This window comes from Helicobacter pylori (assembly GCF_014496965.1).
Lineage (GTDB): Bacteria > Campylobacterota > Campylobacteria > Campylobacterales > Helicobacteraceae > Helicobacter > Helicobacter pylori_CZ.
In genome coordinates this window covers 1-23,139 of the sequence record NZ_JACTCR010000012.1, presented here as the reverse complement: position 1 = coordinate 23,139, position 23,139 = coordinate 1, and the positions used below count along the sequence as shown (strand labels likewise).

Here is a 23,139-nt window from a genome sequence, read left to right as displayed (position 1 = left end):
GCGGCATTCATTCTAAACGCTAAAGATGTTTAGGATTTCTGCTTGGGGGGTTTTAAAAGCGGTTTTCTTGGGTTAGGGGAACGCCTTTAGCGTTTGATTGCTTCACAAAATAAAAAACTTTGAAGCGCTTAAAGCAAGCTTTTAATAAAGCGTTCATAAAGCATTTTTAGGGGGGTTAATTTGACTATTTGATAAGGATTTTGGGGTTGTTTTAATGGGGGGTTTAAAGGGTTCGTTCAAAGCCTATAAAAGGCCTTGAGCTTTTTTAGAAAGCGTAGCCATAGACCCAATACACGCTATAAGGGCGGAAGTATTTCACTTCAGCACCGCCAGCTTTATAATAAGTGTTGTAAATCGTAGGGATTTGTACACCGATTTCTATAGAATGCTGGTTATGGCTTTTCAAGTCTTTTTTCAAGATACCAAAGTTCATGCGTAGCCCCACATCAAACAAGAATTGGAATTTTGTCGCTGTAGGTCTGCTCGCAAGCTGAGGGCTATTTCTTAGCGTGCTGATGTAAGTATCCCCTGCGAGTTGGATCCCCCCAAAGAAGCCCGCATTAAGACTTCGGCTACCAAAAGAGCGGCTAAACACATTGTAAAGCACATCAGTCCCCACCCCATAAGTGAGCAAATTGACTTGATTGTAAGTAGGGCCATTACCCACGCCTGCGCCGTTATAGCTGAAGAAGCCGTAGTAGCGTAAGCCCACATTCTTGTTTTCTCCAAAGAATTGCTTATAACCGATTTTAGTGATAAACCCGTTAAACGCATTCACTTGAGAGCTGTTACCGGCAGCGAAATTCCCAAGCCATGGGTTAGCTTTAAGCTCGTTATTCAAAGCGGTAACTTTAGCCAAAGTGTTTGTGGTGTTGTTTAATAGCTGGGTAGAGCGCGCTTGATCAATATTCCCGCCATAGCTCACTTGATAGCCTGTTGAATTGCTGATGTTAGCGTTGTTGGCTAGCGTTAAAGCGTTTTGAGAAGTATTGACGATATTTTGCACCAAGCTAGTGAATTCCTTAGCGCTCAAATCATTCCCAGCGTTAGCAGAGTTGAAAACATGCTGCGCTAAAGCGGCGTCTAAAAACGCTCCCGCAGCCCCACCATTACCGCTTGGCCCCATAGTGATTGAAGCTTGCTTTAGGACATAAGCGATTTGTTGAGCGGTAACACCACTTCCATAATTTTTACTAGTGTTGTTTTGAAAAATCCCACCCGCTTGGTTATTGGCGTTTAAGAATGAGTTCATGTAAGTCAAATAAACGCTGGCGGTGTTAAGCTCACTGAGCTGGTTGGAGAGGTTCGCGCTCGTGGTGTTGTTGTTGCCTTGAAAGATATTGTTTTTGAGATCTTGACTCAAAGTTTTGATAGAGCTAACCATTTCGTTATAAAGACTCAGGTTACCTTGGAAACAAGGAGAACTACTAGTAGCAGCAGCAGTAGCGCCAGTGCTACCACTATTACATTGATGAATACTACTAGTATTCAAAGTAGGATACAAATCAATCAAATTGCCTAGTTGGTTCATAAAGAGGTTGCCTAAAGTCCCGGCGACATTGCCTCCTGTGCCTGCAATATTGATATTGGTGTTGTTTGTCGTGGTAGAGTTTAACAAGCCGGCTAATTCTTCGGCTTTGATTTTACCCGGGTTTTTCACTTGTTGGACTACCTGACCTAATTCATACCCAAAGGTCATAAAGCCCCCATCTTCTTCAGCGCCCACTTGATTGAAGCTCAAACTTAACGCTAGGCTTAAAGGGGCTAAGAATCTTACTTTTTGAGATTGTGTCATTAAATTTTCCTTAATCATTTTAAATGGCTTTAAATTTTGTTTCATATTTGTCTCTTCCCCCCTTTCTTAGAATGAATACCCATAAGACCAATAAACGCTATAAGGACGGAAATACTTCACGGTAGTCCCTGCTGATTTGTAATAAGTGTTATAAATCGTAGGCACCACTACGCCAAATTCCACCGTGTGCTGGTTGTGGCGGTTGGATTTCCCGTCCAACTTACCGAAGTTCATCCTCATACCGAAGTCAAAGAGGAACTGGAAGTGCGTGTTATTGATTTTGCCATGCAATTTCACATTGGGGTCATCTCTGAGCGTGGATTGGACGGTCTCGCCGGCTAATTGGATACCGCTAAAAAAGCCCATATCCACAGAGCGGTTTTGATAGGAGCGGCTAAAGATGTTATACAACACATCAGTCCCCACCCCATAAGTGTATAACCCTACATTATTTTGAGTGGATCTAAAGCCCACGCTCGCTCCGTTATAAGAAAAGAAACCATAATAGCGCAAACCGATATTCCTTTTCTTCCCGAAGAATTGCTTATAGCCCACTTTAGTGTAAAACCCGTTTAAAATATTCGTTGAACGGCTGTTACCGGCTCTGAATTGGGGCAAGTAAGGCATGCTTCTAACCTGATTGTTGAGCGCATTGATTTTATCCAAAGTTACTTGCGCGTTATAAAGAGCGTTAGAGAGCTGATTAGCGCGCCCTTGCACAGCGTTAGCTTGGTTAGTTAGTGTGTCATTTGTAGCGCTATTAAATGCGCTCCCACTAATGGGGTTTGTATTGAGTTCGTTATAAACCGATTGAGATTGATCAATAATGCCTTGCACCAAACCTGTAAAAACGGCTGAATTGAATTCCTTATTCCCAATGTTAGCAGCTACGGCAGAGTTGAAAGCTTCTAAAAGCAATTCATCTTGCTTGAGCAAGTTAGCTGCGTTATTGAGAATATTTTGTTGGCCTTGAAGGTAAGCAATAGCTTGTTGAGAGTAAGTTTGACCATTTTGACCTGTCGCACCACTAGCTCCACTAGTCCCATTTTTGGCCTCTAAAGCTTTATTCATCGCATTAAAAAACACATTCGCCGCATTCAAGTAGGTGAGCTGTTGTTGCATGTTGGGGAAATTGGTGTTCGTGCCGTAGTTAGTCTGGCTGCCGATCGTGCTTAAAACCCTATCAGAAAGGCTTGGGAGCCAGTAATAGCCCGCAGCGGTGCAAGCGCTTTGAGTGTTAAGAGAATTGCCACCAGCCGTCCCTGCAGCCGCGCAAGTCCCACTGCCTACCGCACCCCCTAAAAGAGCGTTCGCAGACACATCGTTACCATTGAGTTTCTCTGGATACGCCCCTAAAAGCGAATAAAGGTATTGGGAGAAAGCGTTACTCAACGCCCCTGCGACATTGCCTCCGGTGTTGTTGTTTAAAATGTTGTTTGTTACATCAGCGTTAAGCTCTCTTGCGAGTTCATCTCTTTTAGTGCCGCCTGGGTTTTGGACATCTTGCATGACTTGCCCAAGCTGATAGCCGACGGTGAAAAACCCTCCATCATCTTCGGCATAACTTATGCTAGCGCAAAGGGCTAGACTAAGAAACAGCGTTCTATTTTTCTTTATCATGATTTTCCTTATCAATGGGATGCTCCTTGATTGAGTTTAAATTTGGGATTTAGTTACATCAGTAAATAATGTTTAGTAATACAAATTGTTAGATGTAATTGTCATATTTTCACATAAGAAAAATTAAACTAACCTTAAAAATCCCCTTAAAGACCCCTTATAAAGGAATAAAGTTACAATAATTGGAGCGCTTTTTACAAAAAAAAAAAAAACAGGATTTCATGGGGGGATTAGCCTTAAATTTTGGGGTTTTAAAAACGCTTTTTGGCATTTTTAGTTTTTTAAACTATAATCACGCCAACGCAAATAATGATTTTAAGTTATCTCTTTTGTTGTGAAAATTTGGAGCATGTTAGGGTTTGTGGCAATAGCGGGTGGTTACCCCAAAAAGGTGATAACCAACTATGAAGTTACTATTAGTGATCATAGTTTTAATGGTCCTCACAACGCCATTATACTAAAATTTTGGCTCTAGCGCAAGCTAGAGCTAAAATCTTGCTAGCGTTTTAAAAAACAATACAAAAACCAATTTTATTTTAAATCAGGTTTCAAAAGCCCCGCTTCATACAAAAACACCGAGGGCTTATGCTCTTTGGGTTTGGCGTTTTCCCTCAATTCGTTTTTCGCATAAGAAAGCCATAAATTTTCCTTAGCCCTAGTGATAGCGACATAAAAAAGCCGCCTTTCTTCTTCAATGCCCCCACCGGTATTCATGAGCTTGTGGTTAGGGAAACGGCCCTCCATTAAATCTATAATATAAACGTCTTTAAACTCTAAGCCTTTAGAAGCATGCACGCTCAATAGATTCACGCCCTCGCCTTGCGTGGCTTCACTAGATCCTATTAAAGTGCCGTTTAAAAAACGCCCTAAATTTTGGTAATTTTTCGCCAAAGAGCTTAATAAGTCCATTTTTTCATTGAATCGTTTTTGCGCTTGGAGTTTTTTAAATTCATTATAAGATCCGTCCTTATTTTTGGATCGCTCTTTTAAAAGGCGTGTTTTAAAGGTTTGAAAAAACGCGCTTTCTATAATGTGTTTGATTAAAGCGCTAGGGGAATGGGTAGGGGCTTTGGTATAAAGAATGAAAAAATCGCTAAGCATTTTAGCCCCATTGAGTGAGATTTTAGGGTGCATCAACACCGGGTGCGAATGAAACGCTTTATCTATCACGCTATTAAACCTTGAGCTGTTTTCTAGAGCAAAAATTTCTTCAAAAAGCCCCATAGAGGTGATTTCTTTTTTCTTGGTGTAAATTTTGGCTTCTTTATTAGGGTGGGTTAGGGCTAGTTTGAGATCGCCATTGCCTAAAAGCATTAAGGCCTCATGAATGTCTTTAGCGGTGTTAGAGCCAATATCGCTGATATGGCTTAAAACATGGATTGCTGCCATAATGTCTTTAGAATTAAAGATGAGCGCGCAAATGTCTAACGCTAACGCCACTTCTTTGGATTCAAAAAAGCTCGCGCTCCCTTTTCTTTTGCTTGGCACATTGTGGGATCTTAAAGCGGCTTCTAATTGATCTGCACTCGCGTTATTCCTAAAAATCACTGCCACTTCTTTAAAATTCTTTCGCATGACAATGCGTTTAGCGATGTCTTGGCATTGCGCGATATTGTCGTTGTAATTTAAAAGCGCGGGCTTATTGAAATGCCCTGATTTCACCACTTCTAAATTTTTAGGGTAAATGCGCTCGTTGTGTTGTATCACTTGATTAGCGAGATCTAAAATCTCTTTAGAAGAGCGGTAGTTTTTAGTGAGCGTGAAAACCTGGGCGTTTTTGTATTTTTGAGTGAAATTAGAAATGATAGAAATATCCGCTCCATTAAAAGCGTAAATGCTCTGATCGTAATCGCCCACGCAAAACAAACTGGGAGGGTTGATAGCGTCTAAAATGGATTCTTGTAAGGGGTTAGTGTCTTGAAACTCATCGCAAAGCACTTCTTTATAAGGGCTAGGTCTTTCTAGCATCGCTTGTTTAAATAACAGCAGTAAGTCGTTATAGTCAATATAATTATGCTTTTTTTTGGTGTTTTCAAATTCGTCTAAAATGTTTTCATAAAAGGCGGCGTATGGCGTGTGTTCAGGGTTTTTATGAGAAAGCCATGCACTAAAATCTTCTTGTTTTAGAGCGTTGGTATAAAGAGAATAGAGAGCGTAGAGGTGCTGCGAAGTGTAGGGCTTTTTATCGTCATCTGTTAGCGCGTTTTTAGTATCCACAATGCTTTCTAAAAGTTTTTTTAATTCTTTAGGTTGCTTTAGGCTTAAATTGGGGTAATGCTCTTTTAAATAGCGATACGCCACCGCATGGAAAGTGCCCGCTTCAATTTTGGAGCTTAACTTGGAATATTTAGCCACCCTGGCAATCATTTCATTACTCGCTTTATTGGTGAAAGTCAAAAGCAAGATTTCTTCAGGCTTGATGCCGTTATCAAGCAGGTATAAAATGCGCCCCACAATCGTAGAAGTCTTTCCTGTGCCAGCGCTTGCAATGACTAAATTATACCCTTTCAAAGCCTTGGCCGCTTTTAGTTGCTCAGGGTTTAATTGCAAAGTTTCTAACAAGTTTTATCCTCATTTAAAAAGTTTTTAGGCAAAAGAGCGTTTTCTAAAGAGTGCTGCGAAAACAAAAAACGCCCATCGCACACAAAGCCTAATTCTTGCCAGTTGATAGCGTTGAGTTTGTCGCAGAGGTTTTGCAAATCTAAGTTTTGGTTATAAGGGAATAGCGCTAAAATAGAGCCGTCATAATTAGGGCATTGGTGGATAAAAAAGGGGTTTTTTTGGTGCGTTTTAGTGTTGACATAAATGCGTTTTTTAGGGGATATGTGATGCATTCTACCCCATTCAAACCAGTTGGCTTCATTGAATTTTTTGATCTTTCTTTGCATCAAGCTATCTTTATGCTGGAGTAAATAATCATTAGGCTTATTGACAAAAACCATTTTTTCTAAAACATTGGTTCTTTTCGTGATTGAGGTGACAAATTCTAAATTCCCGTATTTTTCATTTTTAAAAATCTTATCGCACCCGCTCACTGCCCCCACTTTAACCTTAAAAACCTCGCTTAATTTTTGCGTGTAAGATTGGTTGAGGAAATATAAAATGCCTTTTTTGCACACGAATTGCAAACAATCGTTGGTGATTCTACTGAAATTGCCCTTACAAAAACGAAAAATCACGCAATTAGGCATGGCGTTTGGGAAAACCTTTTGATCGCCTAATTCAAAAAAATGCGTTATCGTGCCTTCTTTGTAAATCAATTCGTTTAATTTCACGCTGGAAGTGGATTTTAAAAAATCCCTTGGGGTGATGAAAATCAATTCGCCTTTAGGTTTTAAATGCTTGATCGCTTTTTCTATGAAAAACAAGTATAGATTACTCCTTTCATTAAAAAGGCTGTAATTGAGTTTTTCTTTGGTGCTTGGCGCAATATCCTTGTGTTTGACATAGGGAGGGTTGCCAATAATGGTGTCAAATTGATTTTCTAAAGGGTAGTCAAAAAAGTCCATGCAAAGGGCATTTTTAGGGCAGATTTTAGGATCGATTTCAATCCCTACAGCCTTTTTTAAGCGCTTTAAAAAACGCCCATCGCCCGCGCTTGGCTCTAAAACACTCCCATGATTGTGTTTGAGAGTGAGCATGAAATCCACTATATTTTTAGGGGTAAAAACCTGCCCTAAAGTTTTAATATCTAATTGATACAAAAAACCCTCCAAAAAATTTTTTGAATGCTAAATAAATATTAGCTCGTAACTTAACGCTTTTGGCTAAAGCACTTAAGATGGAGTTTTTACTCCCATCAAAGTCTCTTTGAATGATTTCTCTGTTGTTATCCCACTTGCATTGAAAGGGCAAGTTATTGCCATTAGGTTGGAGGGTTTGAATACCTTTTAAGGAATTGATAAAAATATCTTTAGGATCGTTTTTGTTGATAATTAAAAAATAATAGTCTCTATCGGTGTTTTTGCCTAAGTCTTTATGAAGTTTTTGAAAGTATTTTTCCCATGCAATTTCGTTGTTGAAAGTCGGTAATAAGCCACACAACGCATAATAAATCCCTAATTTACAATTAAGATTGTCAGCGGTTTTTGTGGTGGTGATTTTAATATTAACAGGATAAAAAATATCGTTTTCTTCAAAACTAAAATCCCACCACTCTCTGGCTTTTGGTAGTTGGATAGGAAAAAAATGTTTGATGGTGTTTAAAATTTCTTCTTCATTAACAGATGGATTTAAGCGTCCATCTTGTAAGGGTTGAGACAAATTATAAGGGTTTGTTTTTAAAAATTTTGCAATTTCATTAAGCTGTGTGGGTATCATTAAATCTCCTTATTAAAAAGGATATTTTACCATACTCCTTACTCCTTATTTTAGCCCCTTATTTTTTCAAACTAATAGCTTCTTTAATCATGTCATCGCCCGCGCCAAAGGCTCTAGCGTTCATAGAATAGCCTCTTTGCATTAAAATGAGATTGGTTAGGGCGTTCCCGGCATTCACATTGCTCGTTTCTAAATATTTATGCCTGATTTTCCCAAACTTGAGCTTGCCCTCTTCGTCCCACCCTAAAATAGGGTTACCGCTTAGGGGTCTGTTTTCGCCATTGATGGTGCCTTCTTGCATTTCATAGAGGTTACCGCCGATTTTTCTCAAGCCTTGATCGTTAGTGAAAGCTAAAATACCGATGCGAGCGACCGGCTCTACCACCCCATTACTAAAGGCTAAAGAAATCACGCCATTTTCTTCAATGCGCATGTCTCTAAAAATGCCCCTAGGCTTGCCGTCTTGGCTCGCTTCTAAGAGTTTGGAGTCTTGGTAAGACAAATCGCTAGAATCATGGTTTTCGCTTTTATCTAAAGAGTAGGTGAGCTTATTGCCTTTGAAATCCAAAGTCATGGGGGCGGATTTCATTTTGTGCGTGGCTGAATCAAAGCCGACAATTTCCCAAGTAGGATCATTGATAGGGGTTTTGTTTTTGGGATCTGCGATGTAGCTTTTCACTTCCCAAGTTTGGTTTTTCCTTTTACTCGTGGGGCTTGATGTGGGATCGTTGGAGTTGGTCATGTAATATTCGCTTTGGAGCAAGTATTTATCCCCGGCTTTGTCATAAATATCCACTTCTGTGCTGTAATAAGGGATTTTAATCGCTACTGAATCCCTGCTAATGCCCTTTTTTAGTTCCATTCCGTTCGCATTCAAGCCCAATTTATCCGCAATGCCCCCACTCAAGCTAAAGGTGATAGGCGTTTGGCTAGGATTAGCGATCTCTAACAAAAGGGGGGGGCTTTTGGCGTCTTTTTCGCTTTTGATGAGGTTTAAGTCTAGCCCGGTTTTTTCTTTAAGGAGTTTTTGCAAATCGCCTAAAGTTTTGAATTGGTTTTCGCCTTTTTCAGCGTCCCCATAAGTGAAAACAAAATCCTCTTTTTTGCCATCTCCTTTTTGGATACTGATATTTAATTTACGATTGGTGATCGCGTCTATTGGCTCGTTATCGTCATTCGCCAAAGCGTTAATATCCTGGTTTAAAAAACGCTCTTTAATGATCTCGCCCTTGTCGTTTAAGAAAAAATCTTGCACGCCTTTTAAATGGTCTTTAGGGTTTAGATTCACGCTGATATTCACTTTCGTGCTAAGCACCGGCTGGTAAGTCAAATCCTGTGGGATTTGTAAGGGCGAAAGGGTGTTGCCATGCAATTTTTCAATGTCTTCATCTCTAGCGGTGGAATTGAGCGTGCCGTCTTTGATTTTTTTCAAATCAATACCATAGACATAATAGCCCTCAGGGGTTACTAAATAGCCATCGGCGTCCCTGGCGAAATTCCCGGCGCGCGTGAGGAAATTATCCTGTTTTTTGCTAAAGCCGTCTTTATTAATGGTCATTTCCCCATTTTTATTGGGCCCTATCACAAACCAGCCCTTGCCTTGATACGCCATGTGGAATTCCCCCTCACTTGGCATGTATTCGCCGTCTTTATTAGAAAGGACATTGCCTGAGCCTGTAACGCCGTAATTTCGGTCGTTAGCCACAACGGATTTGGCGTTCAAAGCGTCTAAATGCGAAGAAAACAAGGTCTTAAACTCCGGATCATTGGAGCGATAGCCTAAGGTATTGACATTGGCGATATTATTGGAAAGGCTGTCAATACCAAACTGGTGGGTCTTGATCCCGCTATAAGCGTTTAATAAGGTGTCGTTCATGCTGTCTCTTTAGGGGGGGTTTGGGGCTTTTGATCAAGGGGCTTTTGATCAAGGGGTTTTTGATCCGAGAGTTTTTGATCCGAGAGTTTTTGATCAAGCGGTTTTTGTTCAGAGATTTTCTGTTCAAGGGCTTTTTGATCTGAGAGTTTTTGATCAAGGGGCTTTTGCGGTTTTTGTTCAGAGAGTTTTTGATCAGAGAGTTTCTGTTCAAGCGGTTTCTGTTCAAGCGGTTTTTGATCCGGTTTGTAAAACTCTATCGCGCTGTCTATGGGTAAAATCATTTCGCCCATTCTTAGCATGGGCTTGCCTTTATCAAAAATCACGCTCTCCACTTCGCCCCTACCAATGCGCGTTTGCAAATACTGCTTGCTTTGAGAGTCCAAATTGTATTCAGCCTTGATTTTGTAATTGCCTTTAGGGACTTTTTCGCCCTTTTCGTTTGTGCCGTCCCATTCAAAATTAATATACCCCTTTTGCCCGTTATAATCTTTTAAAGGAATCGTTTTGACTAATTCATTGTTTTCATTCAGGATTTGAATCGCCGGCACTCCTTTAGAAGCGTCAATTTTTTCATCAAAAAAGAGCGAAAAAGAAAGCTTGTTATTGCCGTCAAAATTCGCCCCGCTCACATCGGTTTCAGCGATCTTGCCTATCATGCTCACAGAATTAAGGGCGCTTACTTCCCTTAAAGCGTTGTTAGCCTTCAAGCTATCGTCCATGCCTTTATTCAGGTTTTCCATGGTGTCTTTTAAAGTGCCTTGAAAGTCTTTTAAAGATTCGTTAGTTTCTTTATTGGATTTCATCGCACTAGCGACTTCTTGCATGGTTTTTTTGTTTTCTTCTTGCATTTCCACTTGCGTGAGTTGTGCGGTTTGGGTGATGATTTTATCCGTTTCCATAGGAGCGGTGGGGTCTTGATTTTTCAATTGCTCTAAAAAGAGTTTCATGAAAGCGTTTTTATCCAACCCGTTAGCGATGGTGGGCTGCTCTTTTTTCCTTTCTTGCGCGACTTTAGCTCCTGTAACTTCTGCTAAATCAATGGCCATGATCTCTTCCTTGTTAAAGATGTCTTATTATAGAGCAAACTCGCTTAAAATCACGCATAAAGAGTGATTTGCATGCTCGTTTCTTGGTTTTCATGGTCTGTATTCTCTTGGTAGCTTTTTAAGGCGTTTTCTTTTAAGGGGGTTAATTCCTGTTCTTTGAATGGCTCTTTTGGTTGATCTTTGGGGGCTTGTTGCTCTTTAGAAGAATCTTGCGAAAAGCTCAAATCCACCCCTTCAAAACCTAAAGCGTTCAGGCTGTTTTTAAGATCTTGCTGGTTGTCCAAAAAGGTTTGCAAGCTGTTGTTGTGAGAAATCACGCTCACTTTAAGGTTTTTACCCACTTTTTGAATGGTTACTTCAACCTTGCCCAATTCCTTAGGGAATAAATCCATAGAGATCTTGCTCATGGGGGGTTTGTATTCTTGGATTTCTTGCTTTAATTGTTGGGCGAAATGCTTGATCGTCTCTTTAGGGGCGATGCTTTTATTGTCGCTTGTCTTATCGCTAGCTGGGGTGTTTTGCGCATTTTGAGCGCTGCTACTAGATTCTTTAGCTTTTTCTTTATTATCGCTTGCTTCTTTAGTTTTTTCTTCTTTTTCTAGGGGCGTTGGAATATTATCGTTAGGGGGAGGGTTAGCTCCTATTAAAGGCATTAAAGGAGGCGTTTTAAGAGGGATTTTAGGGGCATTTTCTAGCGTCGCGCTTGGGGCTGTAGTTTGAGTTTTAGCGTGAATAGGGGTTTTTTCTGGCTTTTTTTTAGAAAGCGTTTTATCCCTTTTAATGGCGTTCATTTGTAAAGCTTCCTTTAAAGGGGGCGTTTTTTTTTCGCTATTTTGGGGGTTTGCGTGTTCTTTATTTGGCGGTTCTTTTTTTTCTAAAGATTGCAAAACGCTAGAAAGGTTAGCGGTGTTTTTAGCGTCGTTCTTTGCAAGGGTGTGGTTAGTGGGCGTTTGCGTTGTTTTTAAAGCGATCTGATCGCTCGCGTTTAAGGGGGTTTTATTTTCTGGGGTCGTGGCCGCTTGAATGTTGCTGGCGTTCAGGTCATGTTTTTGGCTGAGCGTTTGAATGTCTTTAAGGGTTTTTGGCTCTTTGGCATTATGGGTTGGGGTGGTGGGGGTTTTGTTAGCGTTGTTAGCGCGATTAGGGATTATAGGGTTTTTATTAGGCAAGTTTGTTTGATGGGCGTTAGAAAGGGCTTCATTAGGCTTTTTTTCATTCTTGTTTAAAGTTTCGTTAGGGTTTTTGGGGTTAGTTTCATTAGTCTCATGGGTTTCATGTTGAGCCTTTTGTGGGGCTGTTGTTTTGGGGTGGTTGAGCCAATCTTTTAAGGTAGGGGCTTGTTGGTTTTTAGCGGGATTTTGAGCGTGTTGGTGGTTTGGGGTAGGGGTTTTTTCAAGCGCTTTAGCGTTCTCTTTAGCGTCTTTTGGCGTGGCTTTTAACGCGCTATGATTTAGCGATTCTTTAGGGGCGGTTTTGTCTTTAGAGATCTTTTGGTTTAAGATCTTACTGAAATCTTTTGACGCACTTTTAGGGGCGTTTTTGGTGTCTTCGTTTTTCGCTCCGCTATTTAAAGCGTTTGCGTTGGTGCTTGCGTTGGTGTGAAGGGGATTAACAGGAGATGGCATGACTATCCTTTAAAACAACTCTTTTATTTTACATGATGGAAGCCAAGCAAAAAGAGTTCCTTAACTCTGTTTTCATTGAATATTCTAAAATCTTATTTTTAATCTTTAAAAAATTGGTTTTTAAAATTTTGTTTTATAGCTAGTGTCAAGCTCTTTTATATTAGTGTTGTAAAAATACCAAAAGCCTTTTTACAAAACTATGGTTTCGTTTGGGTTTAATTAAATTTTGCTACAATTAAATAAAAACGATGATTTTAGGGAGATTGGCATGCAAAGTTTATGGATTTACCCAGAGGATACCGAAGTTTTAGGGGTTGCTTGTAAGAGTCTTTTAAAAGCGCTAAAACCGCACTATCAAAAAATCGCCTTGTTTTCGCCCATTAGTGGGGGGTGCGAGGGCTTTGGGGAGTGTGAGGGTCTAAGCTCTTTAGAGATCCATAGCGCCATAGACAAACAAAAGGCTTTAGAGCTTGTGAGCGCTACTCAAGAAGAGTTACTATTTGAAACGATTCTCAAACGCTATGATGAATTACAATCCACGCATGATTTTGTCATTAATTTAGGGTATGTGCCGAAGTTTTTCTTAAACGCTCTTTTAGACTTAAACACTATTTTAGCCAAGCATTTAAACGCTCCTGTGGTGGCTGTCGCGCAAACGAGTTTAGAATATTTGAAAGCCATGCGCTCTCATATCATTAAAAAAGAAGCCCCTTTCGCTTTAGGGTTATTTGCGGGCGAAACGTTTGAAAAACCGGATTTTTTAAGCGCGTCTCTTTGCAAGCAACAATGCGCATTAGAAGCGGATCTGATAGAAAGCGTGTTGCAAATAAAAAGCAAGATTATTACCCCTTTAGCCTTTCAAATGGGTTTGAAAAAAAAGGCTAAAAAGCAGATTAAAAAAGTCGTTTTACCAGAGAGCGAAGATGAAAGGATTTTAAAAGCCGCACATCGTTTGAACGCTATGGGTGCGGTGGGGTTGATTTTATTAGGCGATAAAGAAGCTATTAACTCCCAAGCGAAAAATTTGAACTTGAATTTAGAAAATGCAGAAATCATTGATCCCAACACTTCTCATTATAGAGAAGAATTCGCTAAAAGCTTGTATGAATTGCGAAAATCAAAGGGCTTGAGTGAGCAAGAAGCTGAGCGATTAGCGTTGGATAAAACTTATTTTGCGACCATGCTCGTGCATTCAGGCTATGCGCATGCGATGGTTTCTGGGGTCAATCACACCACGGCTGAGACCATTAGGCCCGCTTTACAAATCATTAAGACTAAGCCCGGCGTGAGCCTGGTTTCAAGCGTGTTTTTAATGTGTTTAGACACTCAAGTGTTAGTCTTTGGGGATTGCGCGATTATCCCTAACCCTAGCCCTAAAGAATTAGCCGAGATCGCTACCACTTCCGCGCAAACCGCCAAGCAATTCAATATCGCGCCTAAAGTGGCCTTACTCTCTTATGCGACAGGAAATTCTGCTCAAGGCGAAATGATAGACAAAATCAAAGAAGCCCTAACAATCGTGCAAAAATTAGATCCACAATTAGAAATTGATGGCCCTTTACAATTTGACGCTTCCATAGATAAAGGCGTAGCCAAGAAAAAAATGCCTAACAGCCAAGTGGCTGGGCAAGCTAGCGTTTTTATTTTCCCGGATTTAAACGCCGGGAACATCGCTTATAAAGCGGTGCAACGGAGCGCTAAAGCCGTGGCGATAGGGCCTATCTTACAAGGTTTGAATAAGCCCATTAACGATTTGAGTAGGGGCGCTTTAGTGGAAGATATTATTAACACCGTTTTGATTAGCGCCCTTCAAGCGCAAGATTAATTCACTAGGAGAAATTGATGGAAATTTTAGTTTTGAATCTGGGCAGTTCGTCTATTAAGTTTAAATTGTTTGACATGCAAGAAAACAAGCCCTTAGCGAGCGGTTTAGCCGAAAAAATCGGCGAAGAAATAGGGCAGTTGAAAATCAAATCGCATTTGCACCATAACGATCAAGAGCTTAAAGAAAAGCTTGTGATTAAAGATCATGCGAGCGGGCTTTTAATGATTCGTGAGAATTTGACGAAAATGGGGATCATCAAAGATTTTAATCAAATTGACGCTATAGGGCATCGTGTGGTTCAAGGGGGGGATAAATTCCATGCCCCAGTCTTAGTCAATGAATTAGTCATGCAAGAAATTGGCAAGCTTTCTATTTTAGCCCCCTTGCACAACCCGGCGAATTTGGCCGGTATTGAGTTCGTTCAAAAAGCGCACCCCCATATCCCTCAAATCGCTGTTTTTGACACCGCATTCCATGCCAGCATGCCCAGTTACGCTTACATGTATGCGTTGCCTTATGGATTGTATGAAAAGTATCAAATCCGCCGCTATGGTTTCCATGGGACTTCACACCATTATGTGGCTAAAGAAGCGGCGAAGTTTTTGAATATCCCTTATGAGGAATTTAACGCTATCAGTTTGCATTTAGGGAACGGCTCAAGCGCGGCCGCCATTCAAAAGGGTAAAAGCGTGGACACTTCTATGGGGCTAACCCCATTAGAGGGCTTGATTATGGGTACAAGGTGTGGGGATATTGACCCCACTGTGGTGGAATACATCGCGCAATGCGCGAATAAAAGCTTAGAAGAAGTGATAAAGATTTTAAATCATGAAAGCGGTTTGAAAGGCATTTGTGGGGATAATGACGCCAGAAACATAGAAGCTAGAAAGGAAAAAGGCGATAAACAAGCCAAGCTCGCTTTTGAAATGTGCGTTTATCGCATTAAAAAGTATATTGGGGCTTACATGGTAGTCTTAAAAAAAGTAGATGCGATCATTTTTACAGGGGGATTAGGGGAAAACTACTCGGCTTTAAGAGAGAGCGTGTGCGAGGGCTTAGAAAATTTAGGCATTGTTTTGAATAAAACCATTAATAACGAGCCAGGCAGTGGGTTGGTGGATTTAAGCCAGCCTAATACTAAAATCCAAATTTTACGAATCCCCACTGATGAAGAGTTAGAAATCGCTTTACAAGCCAAAGAAATGGTAGAAAAATTAAAATAAAGGTCGTTTAATGAGAATGGTTCATTTTTTAGAGGGCGTTCATTTTGAAAAGCTCCACATTGAAGCGTTGAGTGAAAATTCTTCCAATAAAGAAATCCGCATTTGCATGCCCAAAGGGGCGATCATGGACAAACACAAGGCCCCGGGAGCTATCAGCGTGCAGGTTTTAGAGGGTAAAATCGTTTTTGAAGTGGGAGATAAAAAAATAGAAATGCCAAAAGGGGCGTTAATCAGCCTAGAAGCCCAAGTTTCGCATCGTTTGGACGCTTTAGAAAATAGCGTTATAAGATTGTCTTTGAGTAAAAAATAAGGAAAATCAAATGATGAAAGCCGTTTTTATCAATGTTTGGTATTTGCTTTTAACCATCATTTTATTAATCATCATATGGAGGATCATTAAATTAGTGTTAAAAGATAAAAACGACAGCGGCGATAAGGGGTTAGGGTAAAAGCGCGTTTTGATCTAAAAAATGAGCCAAGAAGATAAAAGAAGTCGTTTAATGGTAGCCGTTTAATTAAGCGCGCTAGGATACGAAAATTTTAAAAGAAAGGAACAAGCAATGATCGAACAACGAAAAGAATCTTTACAAAATAACCCTAATTTGAGTAAAAAAGATGTCAAAATCGTAGAAAAGATTTTGAGCAAGAACGACATTAAAGCCGCTGAAATGAAAGAACGCTACCTGAAAGAAGGGCTGTATGTGTTGAATTTCATGAGTTCTCCAGGCAGCGGTAAAACCACGATGCTAGAAAATTTAGCGGATTTTAAAGACTTCAAGTTTTGCGTGGTAGAGGGCGATTTGCAAACCAATAGAGATGCGGACAGATTGCGTAAAAAAGGCGTGAGCGCGCATCAGATCACCACCGGTGAAGCGTGCCATTTGGAAGCGAGCATGATTGAAGGGGCGTTTGATTTGCTCAAAGATGAGGGAGCGTTAGAAAAAAGCGATTTTTTAATCATTGAAAACGTGGGGAATCTAGTTTGCCCTTCAAGCTATAATCTAGGAGCGGCGATGAATATCGTTTTACTCTCCGTTCCAGAGGGCGATGATAAGGTGCTAAAATACCCTACGATGTTCATGTGCGCTGATGCGGTGATCATCAGTAAAGCGGATATGATTGAAGTGTTTAATTTTAGGGTTTCTCAAGTCAAAGAAGACATGCAAAAATTAAAGCCTGAAGCGCCTATTTTTTTAATGAGTTCCAAAGACCCTAAAAGCTTGGAAGATTTTAAAAACTTCCTTTTAGAAAAAAAGCGTGAAAATTACCAATCCACGCATTCGTTTTAATGTGTTTAGCGATCCCCTCTAAAGTCATAGCCATTAACGATAATGTGGCGCTTTTAGAAACTTTAGGCGTTCAAAGAGAAGCGAGCTTGGATTTAATGGGCGAGTCCGTTAAAGTGGGCGATTATGTGTTGCTCCACATCGGCTATGTGATGAGTAAGATGGATGAAAAAGAAGCCCTAGAGTCCATTGAGCTTTACCAAGAAATGATCGCCAAAATGAACGAAACGCAATAATAACAATGAGCGTTGATCACCTCATTTCGCCCTTTAGAGACAAGCAAACTATTTTAGCGCTCTCTAATGAAATCAAAAAACTCGCTTCCAAACTCACAAAAAAGTTAGTCATCATGGAAGTGTGCGGAGGGCATACGCATTCTCTCATGAAATACGGGCTTTTAGATTTGATGCCTAAAAATTTAGAGTTTGTGCATGGGCCAGGGTGTCCGGTGTGCGTGATGCCAAGAGTGCGCCTTGATGAAGCTTATGAACTCGCCACTATCAAAGACAGCATTGTTTTGAGTTTGGGGGATATGATGAAAGTCCCAGGGAGCTATGGGAGTTTGATACAAGCCAGAGAAAAGGGGTTAGATGCACGCTTTTTGTATTCGCCCATGCAAGCTTTAGAGATCGCTAAAGAAAACCCTCATAAAAAAGTCATTTACATTGCGATCGGTTTTGAAACCACCACGCCAATGACGGCGAGCGTTTTACTTAATGCTAAAAAAGAAAAATTAAAAAATCTTTTTTTCCACATCAACCACATTTTAGTGCCTCCTAGCGTGAGCGCGATTTTAAAAGATCCAGCATGCCAAATTAACGCCCTTTTAGCCCCTAGCCATGTGAGCGTGATCAGCGGCGCTCAAATCTATGCTCCTTTAGTGGATCGCTTTAAACTCCCCATTATCGTGAGCGGTTTTGAGCCGGTGGATATATTAGAAAGCGTGCTGATGCTTCTTAAACAAGCCTTAAACAAAGAAGCCAAGCTAGAAATCCAATACAAAAGAGCGGTAAGCTATGGGGGGAATACAAAAGCGCAAGAGTTAGTCAATGCGTGCATGGAAGTGAGAGAAAATTTTGAATGGAGAGGCTTAGGGAATATCAAATATTCCGCCCTAAAGCTTAAAGAAATATTCGCCTCTTATGACGCTGAAAAAGTCTTTAAAGAACATTTAACCCACAAAACCTCTAAAGAAAACAAGGCATGCAAGTGCGGGGAGATTTTAAAAGGCATCGCTAAGCCCCTAGACTGCTCGCTATTCGCCACAACTTGCACCCCACAAAACCCGATCGGCAGTTGCATGGTCAGCTCTGAGGGGGCGTGCGCGGCGTATTATCGTTACAAGCGCGTTTGAGCTTTAAAAATTGCTCTAAGCCCCTAGACTGCTCGCTATTCGCCACAACTTGCACCCCACAAAACCCGATCGGCAGTTGCATGGTCAGCTCTCAAGGGGGCGTGCGCGGCGTATTATCGTTACAAGCGCGTTTGAGCTTTAAAAATTGCTTTTTAGTGAAATCGCTCAAGCCCTCGCAATTGACATCCACGCTAACCGGTTTTTTAGGGGGGTTTTCTTTTTTGACAACCGGTTTGTGATACGCCCTTTTTCTCACGCTCGCTTGGATAGTGTCAAAATAAAAGGGGTAATTTAGGGCTTTTAGGGTTTTTTGCGTTTCTAAAAAATGGGCTTTTAAATTCTTGGTGTAATAATCTTTTTCTGTTTCAAAGGCTTTCAAGAAACTCGGGTGCGTGAAATAGATCTTTAGGATTTGATGTTCTACTTTAGCGTATCTAAACCCTTTCTTTAAATCCCCTAAAATTCCAGCGACATAACGATTGATCACTTCTCTTCGCTTGAGCTGGAGCTTTAAATTTTTAAACGCAGACGCTTGAGCGCTTCTTTTAAACAGCAAAAAGGTTTCTTTCTTTTTCAAATAGCGTTTATAAATGAGAGGGTTAAATCCATTTTCCATAGTGGGATTATAGCGTTTTAGCTTGACTTTTTTAAAAAGCTTTTGTATAATGCTTTCTTTATTTTGTTATATGTTGTTTGTTGGGGTGTCGCCAAGCGGTAAGGCACCAGGTTTTGGTCCTGGCATTCCGAGGTTCGAATCCTTGCACCCCAGCCATTTTTCCTTTATTAGCGTGTCGCGGAGTAGAGCAGTCCGGTAGCTCGTTGGGCTCATAACCCAAAGGTCAGTGGTTCAAATCCATTCTCCGCAACCAATCCCTTTTTTTAAATTTAACTTTGTTTAATAGAATTTAAAAAATGCTTTAGCATTTTTAAGATAAATAATAAAAGAGCTCAAGCAAGCGATAACTTTACTAAAAAAGCGGTCTTGGGGGGTTAGGGGGATTTAATTGGGGGTTAAGGGGGGTGTTATCGCAAAATACCCCCCTATCCCCTTAAGAAAATGAGTTCCATTAAAGAAAATGGGTTTTATTAAAACAAAGCTTAACCATCGTTTTACCACCAAACGAAACAAAAAACGCTAAAAGTAAAAAAATCACAAAATTTTTCAAAAATGACAAAAAAAAAAAAAACGCTTTTATGTTATAATGCTCCAAATACATTCTATTTGAATGTATGAAATCTACTAAATCCAATCTAATAAGGAAAAACATGAAAAAACACATCCTTTCATTAGCTTTAGGCTCGCTTTTAGTTTCCACTTTGAGCGCTGAAGACGACGGCTTTTACATGAGTGCAGGCTATCAAATCGGTGAAGCCGCTCAAATGGTAACCAACACCAAAGGCATCCAACAGCTTTCAGACAATTATGAAAACTTGAGCAATCTTTTAACCAAATACAGCACCCTAAACACCCTCATCCAATTGTCCGCTGACCCAAGCGCGATCAATTCGGCGCGTGAAAACTTGGGCGCAAGTGCCAAGAACTTGATCGGCGATACCAAAAATTCCCCAGCCTATCAAGCCGTGCTTTTAGCGATCAATGCGGCGGTGGGGTTTTGGAATGTCTTAGGCTATGCTACGCAATGCGGGGGTAATGGTGATCAAAAAAGCACTTCTTCAACAACCATCTTCAACAACGAGCCAGGGTATCGATCCACTTCCATCACTTGCGGTTATAACAATCTGAACATTGGAGTTCAGGGTGTTATGAGTATTGATAACATGAAAAAGCTTAACGAAGCCTATCAAATCCTCCAAACGGCTTTAAAACAAGGCTTACCCGCGCTCAAACAAAACGACGGGAAGGTTAATGTAACCTATAGCTACACATGCTCAGGGGAAGGGAATAATAACTGCGATGCGGTAGTAGATAAAAATGGCGAACGAAATGGCGGAAGCATAACCACAACCCAAACCATAGACGGCAAACAAGTAACCACCATAATCAGTTCAAAAGTCGTTAATTGGAACGCACAAGGTAATACATCAAGGGTGTCCTACACCGAAATCACTAACGCATTGAACGGAGTGCCTGATAGCGCTCAAGCGCTCTTAGCGCAAGCGAGCACGCTCATCAACACCATCAACAGCGCATGCCCATGGTTTAGAGTAACTAATAAAGATGGTGGCCCACAGATGAATCCGACTTCAGGGGGTTTGTGCGTTTTTAAAGACGAAATCAGCGCGATCCAAAAGATGATCACAGACGCGCAAGAGCTTGTCAATCAAACGAGCGCCATTAATACCAATGAACAAACAACTCCAGTGGGAGGCAGTGGAGGCAAGCCTTTCAACCCTTTCACAGACGCTAGCTTTGCGCAAGGCATGCTCGCTAACGCTAGCGCGCAAGCCAAAATGCTTGATTTAGCCAATCAAGTGGGGCAAACCATTAACCCTAACAATCTTAGCGGGACTTTTCAAAATTTTGTTAAAAACTTTTTAGCCACATGCAACAACCCCTCAACAGCTGGCACTGGTGGCACACAAGGTTCACCTTCTGGCACGGTTACCACTCAAACTTTCGCTTCCGGTTGCGCGTATGTGGAACAAACCATAACGAATTTAAACAACAGCATCGCTCATTTTGGCACTCAAGAGCAGCAAATACAGCAAGCAGAAAACATCGCTGACACTCTAGTGCATTTCAAATCTAGATACAATGAATTGGGCAACACCTACAACAGCATCACCACCGCGCTCTCTAGTATCCCTAACGCTCAAAGCTTGCAAAATGCGGTGAGTAAAAAGAACAACCCCTATAGCCCGCAAGGCATAGAAACCAACTACTACCTTAACCAAAACTCTTACAACCAAATCCAAACCATCAACCAAGAATTAGGCCGTAACCCCTTTAGGAAATTGGGCATCGTCAGCTCTCAAACCAACAACGGCGCGATGAATGGGATCGGTATTCAGGTGGGTTACAAACAATTCTTTGGCCAAAAAAGAAAGTGGGGCGCTAGGTATTACGGCTTTTTTGATTACAACCATGCGTTCATCAAATCCAGCTTCTTCAACTCGGCTTCTGATGTATGGACTTATGGTTTTGGAGCGGACGCTCTCTATAACTTCATCAACGATAAAGCCACCAATTTCTTAGGCAAAAACAACAAGCTTTCTGTGGGGCTTTTTGGAGGCATTGCGTTAGCGGGCACTTCTTGGCTTAATTCTGAATACGTGAATTTAGCCACCGTGAATAACGTCTATAACGCTAAACTGAACGTGGCGAACTTCCAATTCTTATTCAACATGGGAGTGAGGATGAATTTAGCCAGGTCTAAGAAAAAAGGCAGCGATCATGCAGCTCAGCATGGCATTGAACTAGGCGTGAAAATCCCCACCATCAACACGAACTACTATTCCTTTATGGGGGCTGAACTCAAATACCGCAGGCTCTATAGCGTGTATTTGAATTACGTGTTCGCTTATTAATGTTTAGCTCTTTGTGGAACTCCCTTTTTTGGGGGTTTCTTTCTAAGGGATTTCTTTTTTTAAACCCTTTGTTTTAGACTCTTTGTTTTAAACTCTCTTTGTTTTAAACTCTCTTTGTTTTAAACTCTCTTTGTTTTAAACTCTCTTTGTTTTAAACTCTCTTTCTTAAATTCTTTGTTTTTGAACTCTTTGTTTTTTAAACTCTCTTTGTTTTAAACTCTCTTTGTTTTGAACTTTCTTTTTTGAACTTTCTTTGTTGAACTTTCTTTGTTGAACTTTCTTTGTTTGGGGGGTTTTTTTTGAACCCTTTTTGTTTTTGAACCCTTTTTGTTTTTAAACCCTTTTTGTTTTTAAACCCTTTTTGTTTTTAAACCCTTTTTGTTTTTAAACCCTCTTTTTGGGGGGGTTTGATGAAAAAATCTTTTTTAGCGTTTTTATATTAGTTAGTGGGAAACTTGGCGTTAATTCAAGCGGTAATCTCTTAAAAAAGCGCTTCTTTAGGGGGGGTTTAGTGGGGTTAAAAGGGGGATAGTTATTTCCAAAATACTTCCTATATTCTCAAGAAAATAAAATAAAACTCAATAAAATGAGTTTTACAACAAAATGAGAGTCAAAACGATTATTTTTCACTCACAAAACTTTTATTCTTTTAAACTTTTTTAAAATTTTTTACTAACAGATCTTTTAATCTTTTCACTGATTTTTCAATCCGCTTTTTAATCTTTTGATCGTTTAATCTTTTGATCTTTAATTTTTCATTAACTTCCCAATCCGCTTTTTAATCTTTAAGTTTTTAATCTTTAAGTTTTTAATCTTTTACTGATTTTTCATTAATTTCTCGCTCCGCTTTTAATATTTAAGTTTTTTCACAAAACAAAGTTTTTGATTTTTCTAGCCTTTTTAACCGCTCTATCGCTTGCGCTATAATGAACTGATCTTATATTTTTAAAGGAATAAATATGCCAAACACCACCAACAAAGATTACACAAAATACAGCCAAAAACAGCTTTTTAACTTTTTAAATTCTATCAAGACTAAGCAAAAAAGAGCGTTAGAAAAATTGAAAGAAATCCAAATTCAAAAACAAAGGGTTAAAAAAGCGCTCCAATTTAAAGCGCTCCATTTAACCGAAAATGGATACACCATAGAAGAAGAGCGAGAAATCTTAGCAAGGGCTAAGGACACCAAGAACCGCCTTTGTTTTAAAAGCATAGAGGATTTTAAGAAGCATTGTGAAAACTTGTAAATAAGATTTAAAAATGCTGACGATTGAAACCAGTAAAAAATTTGATAAGGATCTTAAAATTCTTGTTAAAAACGGGTTTGATTTAAAGCTTTTGTATAAAGTGGTTGGAAATTTAGCCACAGAGCAACCCCTAGCTCCCAAGTATAGAGATCACCCACTCAAAGGCGACTTAAAAGACTTTAGGGAATGCCACCTAAAACCGGATTTATTGCTTGTCTATCAAATTAAAAAACAAGAAAACACTCTTTTTTTAGTAAGGCTAGGCAGTCATAGCGAGCTGTTTTGACTGGGCTGTTATAATGAACTTATTATTAAACTTTCAATTTAATTTTGTTTAAAATATATTATATGTATAATCATAAGAAATTCACTCAAAGGTAGTGCCATGCTTATAAACGCTGTCATAGAAAAAGATGAGAATGGGTATTTTGCT

The 23,139-nt window shown here is 40.1% G+C and carries 19 protein-coding genes and 2 tRNA genes; 12 read left to right on the top strand and 9 right to left on the bottom strand.

Annotated features, from left to right (window positions below):
• Positions 1-265: 265 nt before the first annotated feature.
• The 8 genes from alpB to fliK form a co-directional block, all read right to left on the bottom strand.
• A complete protein-coding gene (gene alpB, locus H7O61_RS05315; RefSeq protein ID WP_187875361.1) occupies positions 266-1,840 on the bottom strand; it encodes a Hop family adhesin AlpB in 1,575 nt (524 codons plus the stop codon).
• Positions 1,841-1,861: 21 nt separating this feature from the next.
• Complete coding sequence (gene alpA / locus H7O61_RS05310) at positions 1,862-3,415, bottom strand: Hop family adhesin AlpA (RefSeq protein WP_187875360.1); 1,554 nt, start codon at positions 3,413-3,415, stop codon at positions 1,862-1,864.
• 531 nt (positions 3,416-3,946) lie between these two features.
• Positions 3,947-5,977: an ATP-dependent helicase gene (locus H7O61_RS05305; protein WP_187875359.1), complete on the bottom strand. Its 2,031-nt coding sequence runs from the start codon at positions 5,975-5,977 to the stop codon at positions 3,947-3,949.
• Positions 5,971-7,131 (bottom strand): Eco57I restriction-modification methylase domain-containing protein, encoded by a 1,161-nt coding sequence (locus tag H7O61_RS05300; RefSeq protein WP_187875358.1) that lies wholly within the window; start codon positions 7,129-7,131, stop codon positions 5,971-5,973. The genes H7O61_RS05305 and H7O61_RS05300 overlap by 7 nt, the downstream gene beginning before the upstream one ends.
• Complete coding sequence (locus H7O61_RS05295; protein WP_187875357.1) at positions 7,100-7,735, bottom strand: restriction endonuclease; 636 nt, start codon at positions 7,733-7,735, stop codon at positions 7,100-7,102. Before H7O61_RS05295 ends, H7O61_RS05300 begins: the two co-directional genes overlap by 32 nt.
• Positions 7,736-7,793: 58 nt before the next feature.
• A complete protein-coding gene (locus H7O61_RS05290) occupies positions 7,794-9,611 on the bottom strand; it encodes a flagellar hook protein FlgE (protein ID WP_187875356.1) in 1,818 nt (605 codons plus the stop codon).
• On the bottom strand, positions 9,608-10,657 hold the full coding sequence (flgD, locus tag H7O61_RS05285; RefSeq protein WP_187875355.1) for a flagellar hook assembly protein FlgD: 1,050 nt from the start codon (positions 10,655-10,657) through the stop codon (positions 9,608-9,610). The genes H7O61_RS05290 and flgD overlap by 4 nt, the downstream gene beginning before the upstream one ends.
• Before the next feature lie 50 nt (positions 10,658-10,707).
• The gene (gene fliK / locus H7O61_RS05280) at positions 10,708-12,282 is read right to left on the bottom strand and encodes a flagellar hook-length control protein FliK (protein WP_187875354.1); all 1,575 of its coding nucleotides are present in this window, start codon (positions 12,280-12,282) and stop codon (positions 10,708-10,710) included.
• Positions 12,283-12,550: 268 nt separating this feature from the next.
• Here fliK and pta point away from each other — a divergent pair, with 268 nt between their 5' ends.
• From pta to hypD, 7 genes are all read left to right on the top strand, one after another.
• On the top strand, positions 12,551-14,107 hold the full coding sequence (gene pta, locus H7O61_RS05275; protein ID WP_187875353.1) for a phosphate acetyltransferase: 1,557 nt from the start codon (positions 12,551-12,553) through the stop codon (positions 14,105-14,107).
• A 17-nt stretch (positions 14,108-14,124) separates the two neighbouring features.
• Positions 14,125-15,330, top strand: coding sequence for an acetate kinase (locus H7O61_RS05270; protein ID WP_187875352.1), 1,206 nt, complete (start codon positions 14,125-14,127; stop codon positions 15,328-15,330).
• Positions 15,331-15,340: 10 nt separating this feature from the next.
• Entirely contained in the window at positions 15,341-15,640 is a 300-nt protein-coding gene (locus H7O61_RS05265; RefSeq protein ID WP_187875351.1) for a cupin domain-containing protein, read from the top strand.
• A gap of 10 nt (positions 15,641-15,650) precedes the next feature.
• Positions 15,651-15,779 (top strand): hypothetical protein, encoded by a 129-nt coding sequence (locus tag H7O61_RS07980; protein ID WP_000973849.1) that lies wholly within the window; start codon positions 15,651-15,653, stop codon positions 15,777-15,779.
• Between the two features lie 111 nt (positions 15,780-15,890).
• Positions 15,891-16,619, top strand: coding sequence for a hydrogenase nickel incorporation protein HypB (gene hypB, locus H7O61_RS05260; RefSeq protein ID WP_000572574.1), 729 nt, complete (start codon positions 15,891-15,893; stop codon positions 16,617-16,619).
• Positions 16,619-16,852 carry a HypC/HybG/HupF family hydrogenase formation chaperone gene (locus H7O61_RS05255; protein WP_187875350.1) on the top strand — a complete coding sequence of 78 codons (234 nt, stop codon included), beginning with the start codon at positions 16,619-16,621 and terminating at the stop codon, positions 16,850-16,852. The genes hypB and H7O61_RS05255 overlap by 1 nt, the downstream gene beginning before the upstream one ends.
• 5 nt (positions 16,853-16,857) lie before the next feature.
• A complete protein-coding gene (hypD, locus tag H7O61_RS05250) occupies positions 16,858-17,970 on the top strand; it encodes a hydrogenase formation protein HypD (protein WP_187875349.1) in 1,113 nt (370 codons plus the stop codon).
• A gap of 91 nt (positions 17,971-18,061) precedes the next feature.
• Here hypD and H7O61_RS07880 read toward each other — a convergent pair whose 3' ends face one another.
• Complete coding sequence (locus H7O61_RS07880; RefSeq protein WP_231623859.1) at positions 18,062-18,586, bottom strand: hypothetical protein; 525 nt, start codon at positions 18,584-18,586, stop codon at positions 18,062-18,064.
• Positions 18,587-18,667: 81 nt separating this feature from the next.
• On the opposite strand from H7O61_RS07880, the gene H7O61_RS05240 reads away from it, so the two are divergent.
• The 5 genes from H7O61_RS05240 to H7O61_RS05220 all read left to right on the top strand — a co-directional run bounded on the left by H7O61_RS05240 (position 18,668) and on the right by H7O61_RS05220 (position 22,992).
• A tRNA-Gln gene (locus H7O61_RS05240) sits at positions 18,668-18,742 on the top strand.
• 20 nt (positions 18,743-18,762) lie between these two features.
• Positions 18,763-18,839: transfer RNA gene (locus H7O61_RS05235), tRNA-Met, on the top strand.
• 397 nt (positions 18,840-19,236) lie between these two features.
• A complete protein-coding gene (gene babA / locus H7O61_RS05230; RefSeq protein WP_187875348.1) occupies positions 19,237-21,459 on the top strand; it encodes a Hop family adhesin BabA in 2,223 nt (740 codons plus the stop codon).
• A 959-nt stretch (positions 21,460-22,418) separates the two neighbouring features.
• Positions 22,419-22,706: a type II toxin-antitoxin system antitoxin gene (locus H7O61_RS05225; protein ID WP_187875347.1), complete on the top strand. Its 288-nt coding sequence runs from the start codon at positions 22,419-22,421 to the stop codon at positions 22,704-22,706.
• Positions 22,707-22,719: 13 nt separating this feature from the next.
• Positions 22,720-22,992, top strand: coding sequence for an HP0892 family type II toxin-antitoxin system mRNA interferase toxin (locus H7O61_RS05220; RefSeq protein ID WP_187875346.1), 273 nt, complete (start codon positions 22,720-22,722; stop codon positions 22,990-22,992).
• Positions 22,993-23,139 lie beyond the last annotated feature (147 nt).

Excerpts from the sequence above, each read along its gene's own strand:
- H7O61_RS05265 (WP_187875351.1), top strand. The coding sequence starts at position 15,341 with ATGAGAATGGTTCATTTTTTAGAGGGCGTTCATTTTGAAAAGCTCCAC.
- H7O61_RS05220 (WP_187875346.1), top strand. The coding sequence starts at position 22,720 with ATGCTGACGATTGAAACCAGTAAAAAATTTGATAAGGATCTTAAAATT.
- H7O61_RS07980 (WP_000973849.1), top strand. The coding sequence starts at position 15,651 with ATGATGAAAGCCGTTTTTATCAATGTTTGGTATTTGCTTTTAACCATC.
- H7O61_RS05270 (WP_187875352.1), top strand. The coding sequence starts at position 14,125 with ATGGAAATTTTAGTTTTGAATCTGGGCAGTTCGTCTATTAAGTTTAAA.
- H7O61_RS05255 (WP_187875350.1), top strand. The coding sequence starts at position 16,619 with ATGTGTTTAGCGATCCCCTCTAAAGTCATAGCCATTAACGATAATGTG.
- alpB (WP_187875361.1), bottom strand. The coding sequence starts at position 1,840 with ATGAAACAAAATTTAAAGCCATTTAAAATGATTAAGGAAAATTTAATG.
- alpA (WP_187875360.1), bottom strand. The coding sequence starts at position 3,415 with ATGATAAAGAAAAATAGAACGCTGTTTCTTAGTCTAGCCCTTTGCGCT.
- H7O61_RS07880 (WP_231623859.1), bottom strand. The coding sequence starts at position 18,586 with ATGGAAAATGGATTTAACCCTCTCATTTATAAACGCTATTTGAAAAAG.
- H7O61_RS05290 (WP_187875356.1), bottom strand. The coding sequence starts at position 9,611 with ATGAACGACACCTTATTAAACGCTTATAGCGGGATCAAGACCCACCAG.
- pta (WP_187875353.1), top strand. The coding sequence starts at position 12,551 with ATGCAAAGTTTATGGATTTACCCAGAGGATACCGAAGTTTTAGGGGTT.
- H7O61_RS05225 (WP_187875347.1), top strand. The coding sequence starts at position 22,419 with ATGCCAAACACCACCAACAAAGATTACACAAAATACAGCCAAAAACAG.
- babA (WP_187875348.1), top strand. The coding sequence starts at position 19,237 with ATGAAAAAACACATCCTTTCATTAGCTTTAGGCTCGCTTTTAGTTTCC.
- flgD (WP_187875355.1), bottom strand. The coding sequence starts at position 10,657 with ATGGCCATTGATTTAGCAGAAGTTACAGGAGCTAAAGTCGCGCAAGAA.
- hypD (WP_187875349.1), top strand. The coding sequence starts at position 16,858 with ATGAGCGTTGATCACCTCATTTCGCCCTTTAGAGACAAGCAAACTATT.
- hypB (WP_000572574.1), top strand. The coding sequence starts at position 15,891 with ATGATCGAACAACGAAAAGAATCTTTACAAAATAACCCTAATTTGAGT.
- fliK (WP_187875354.1), bottom strand. The coding sequence starts at position 12,282 with ATGCCATCTCCTGTTAATCCCCTTCACACCAACGCAAGCACCAACGCA.
- H7O61_RS05295 (WP_187875357.1), bottom strand. The coding sequence starts at position 7,735 with ATGATACCCACACAGCTTAATGAAATTGCAAAATTTTTAAAAACAAAC.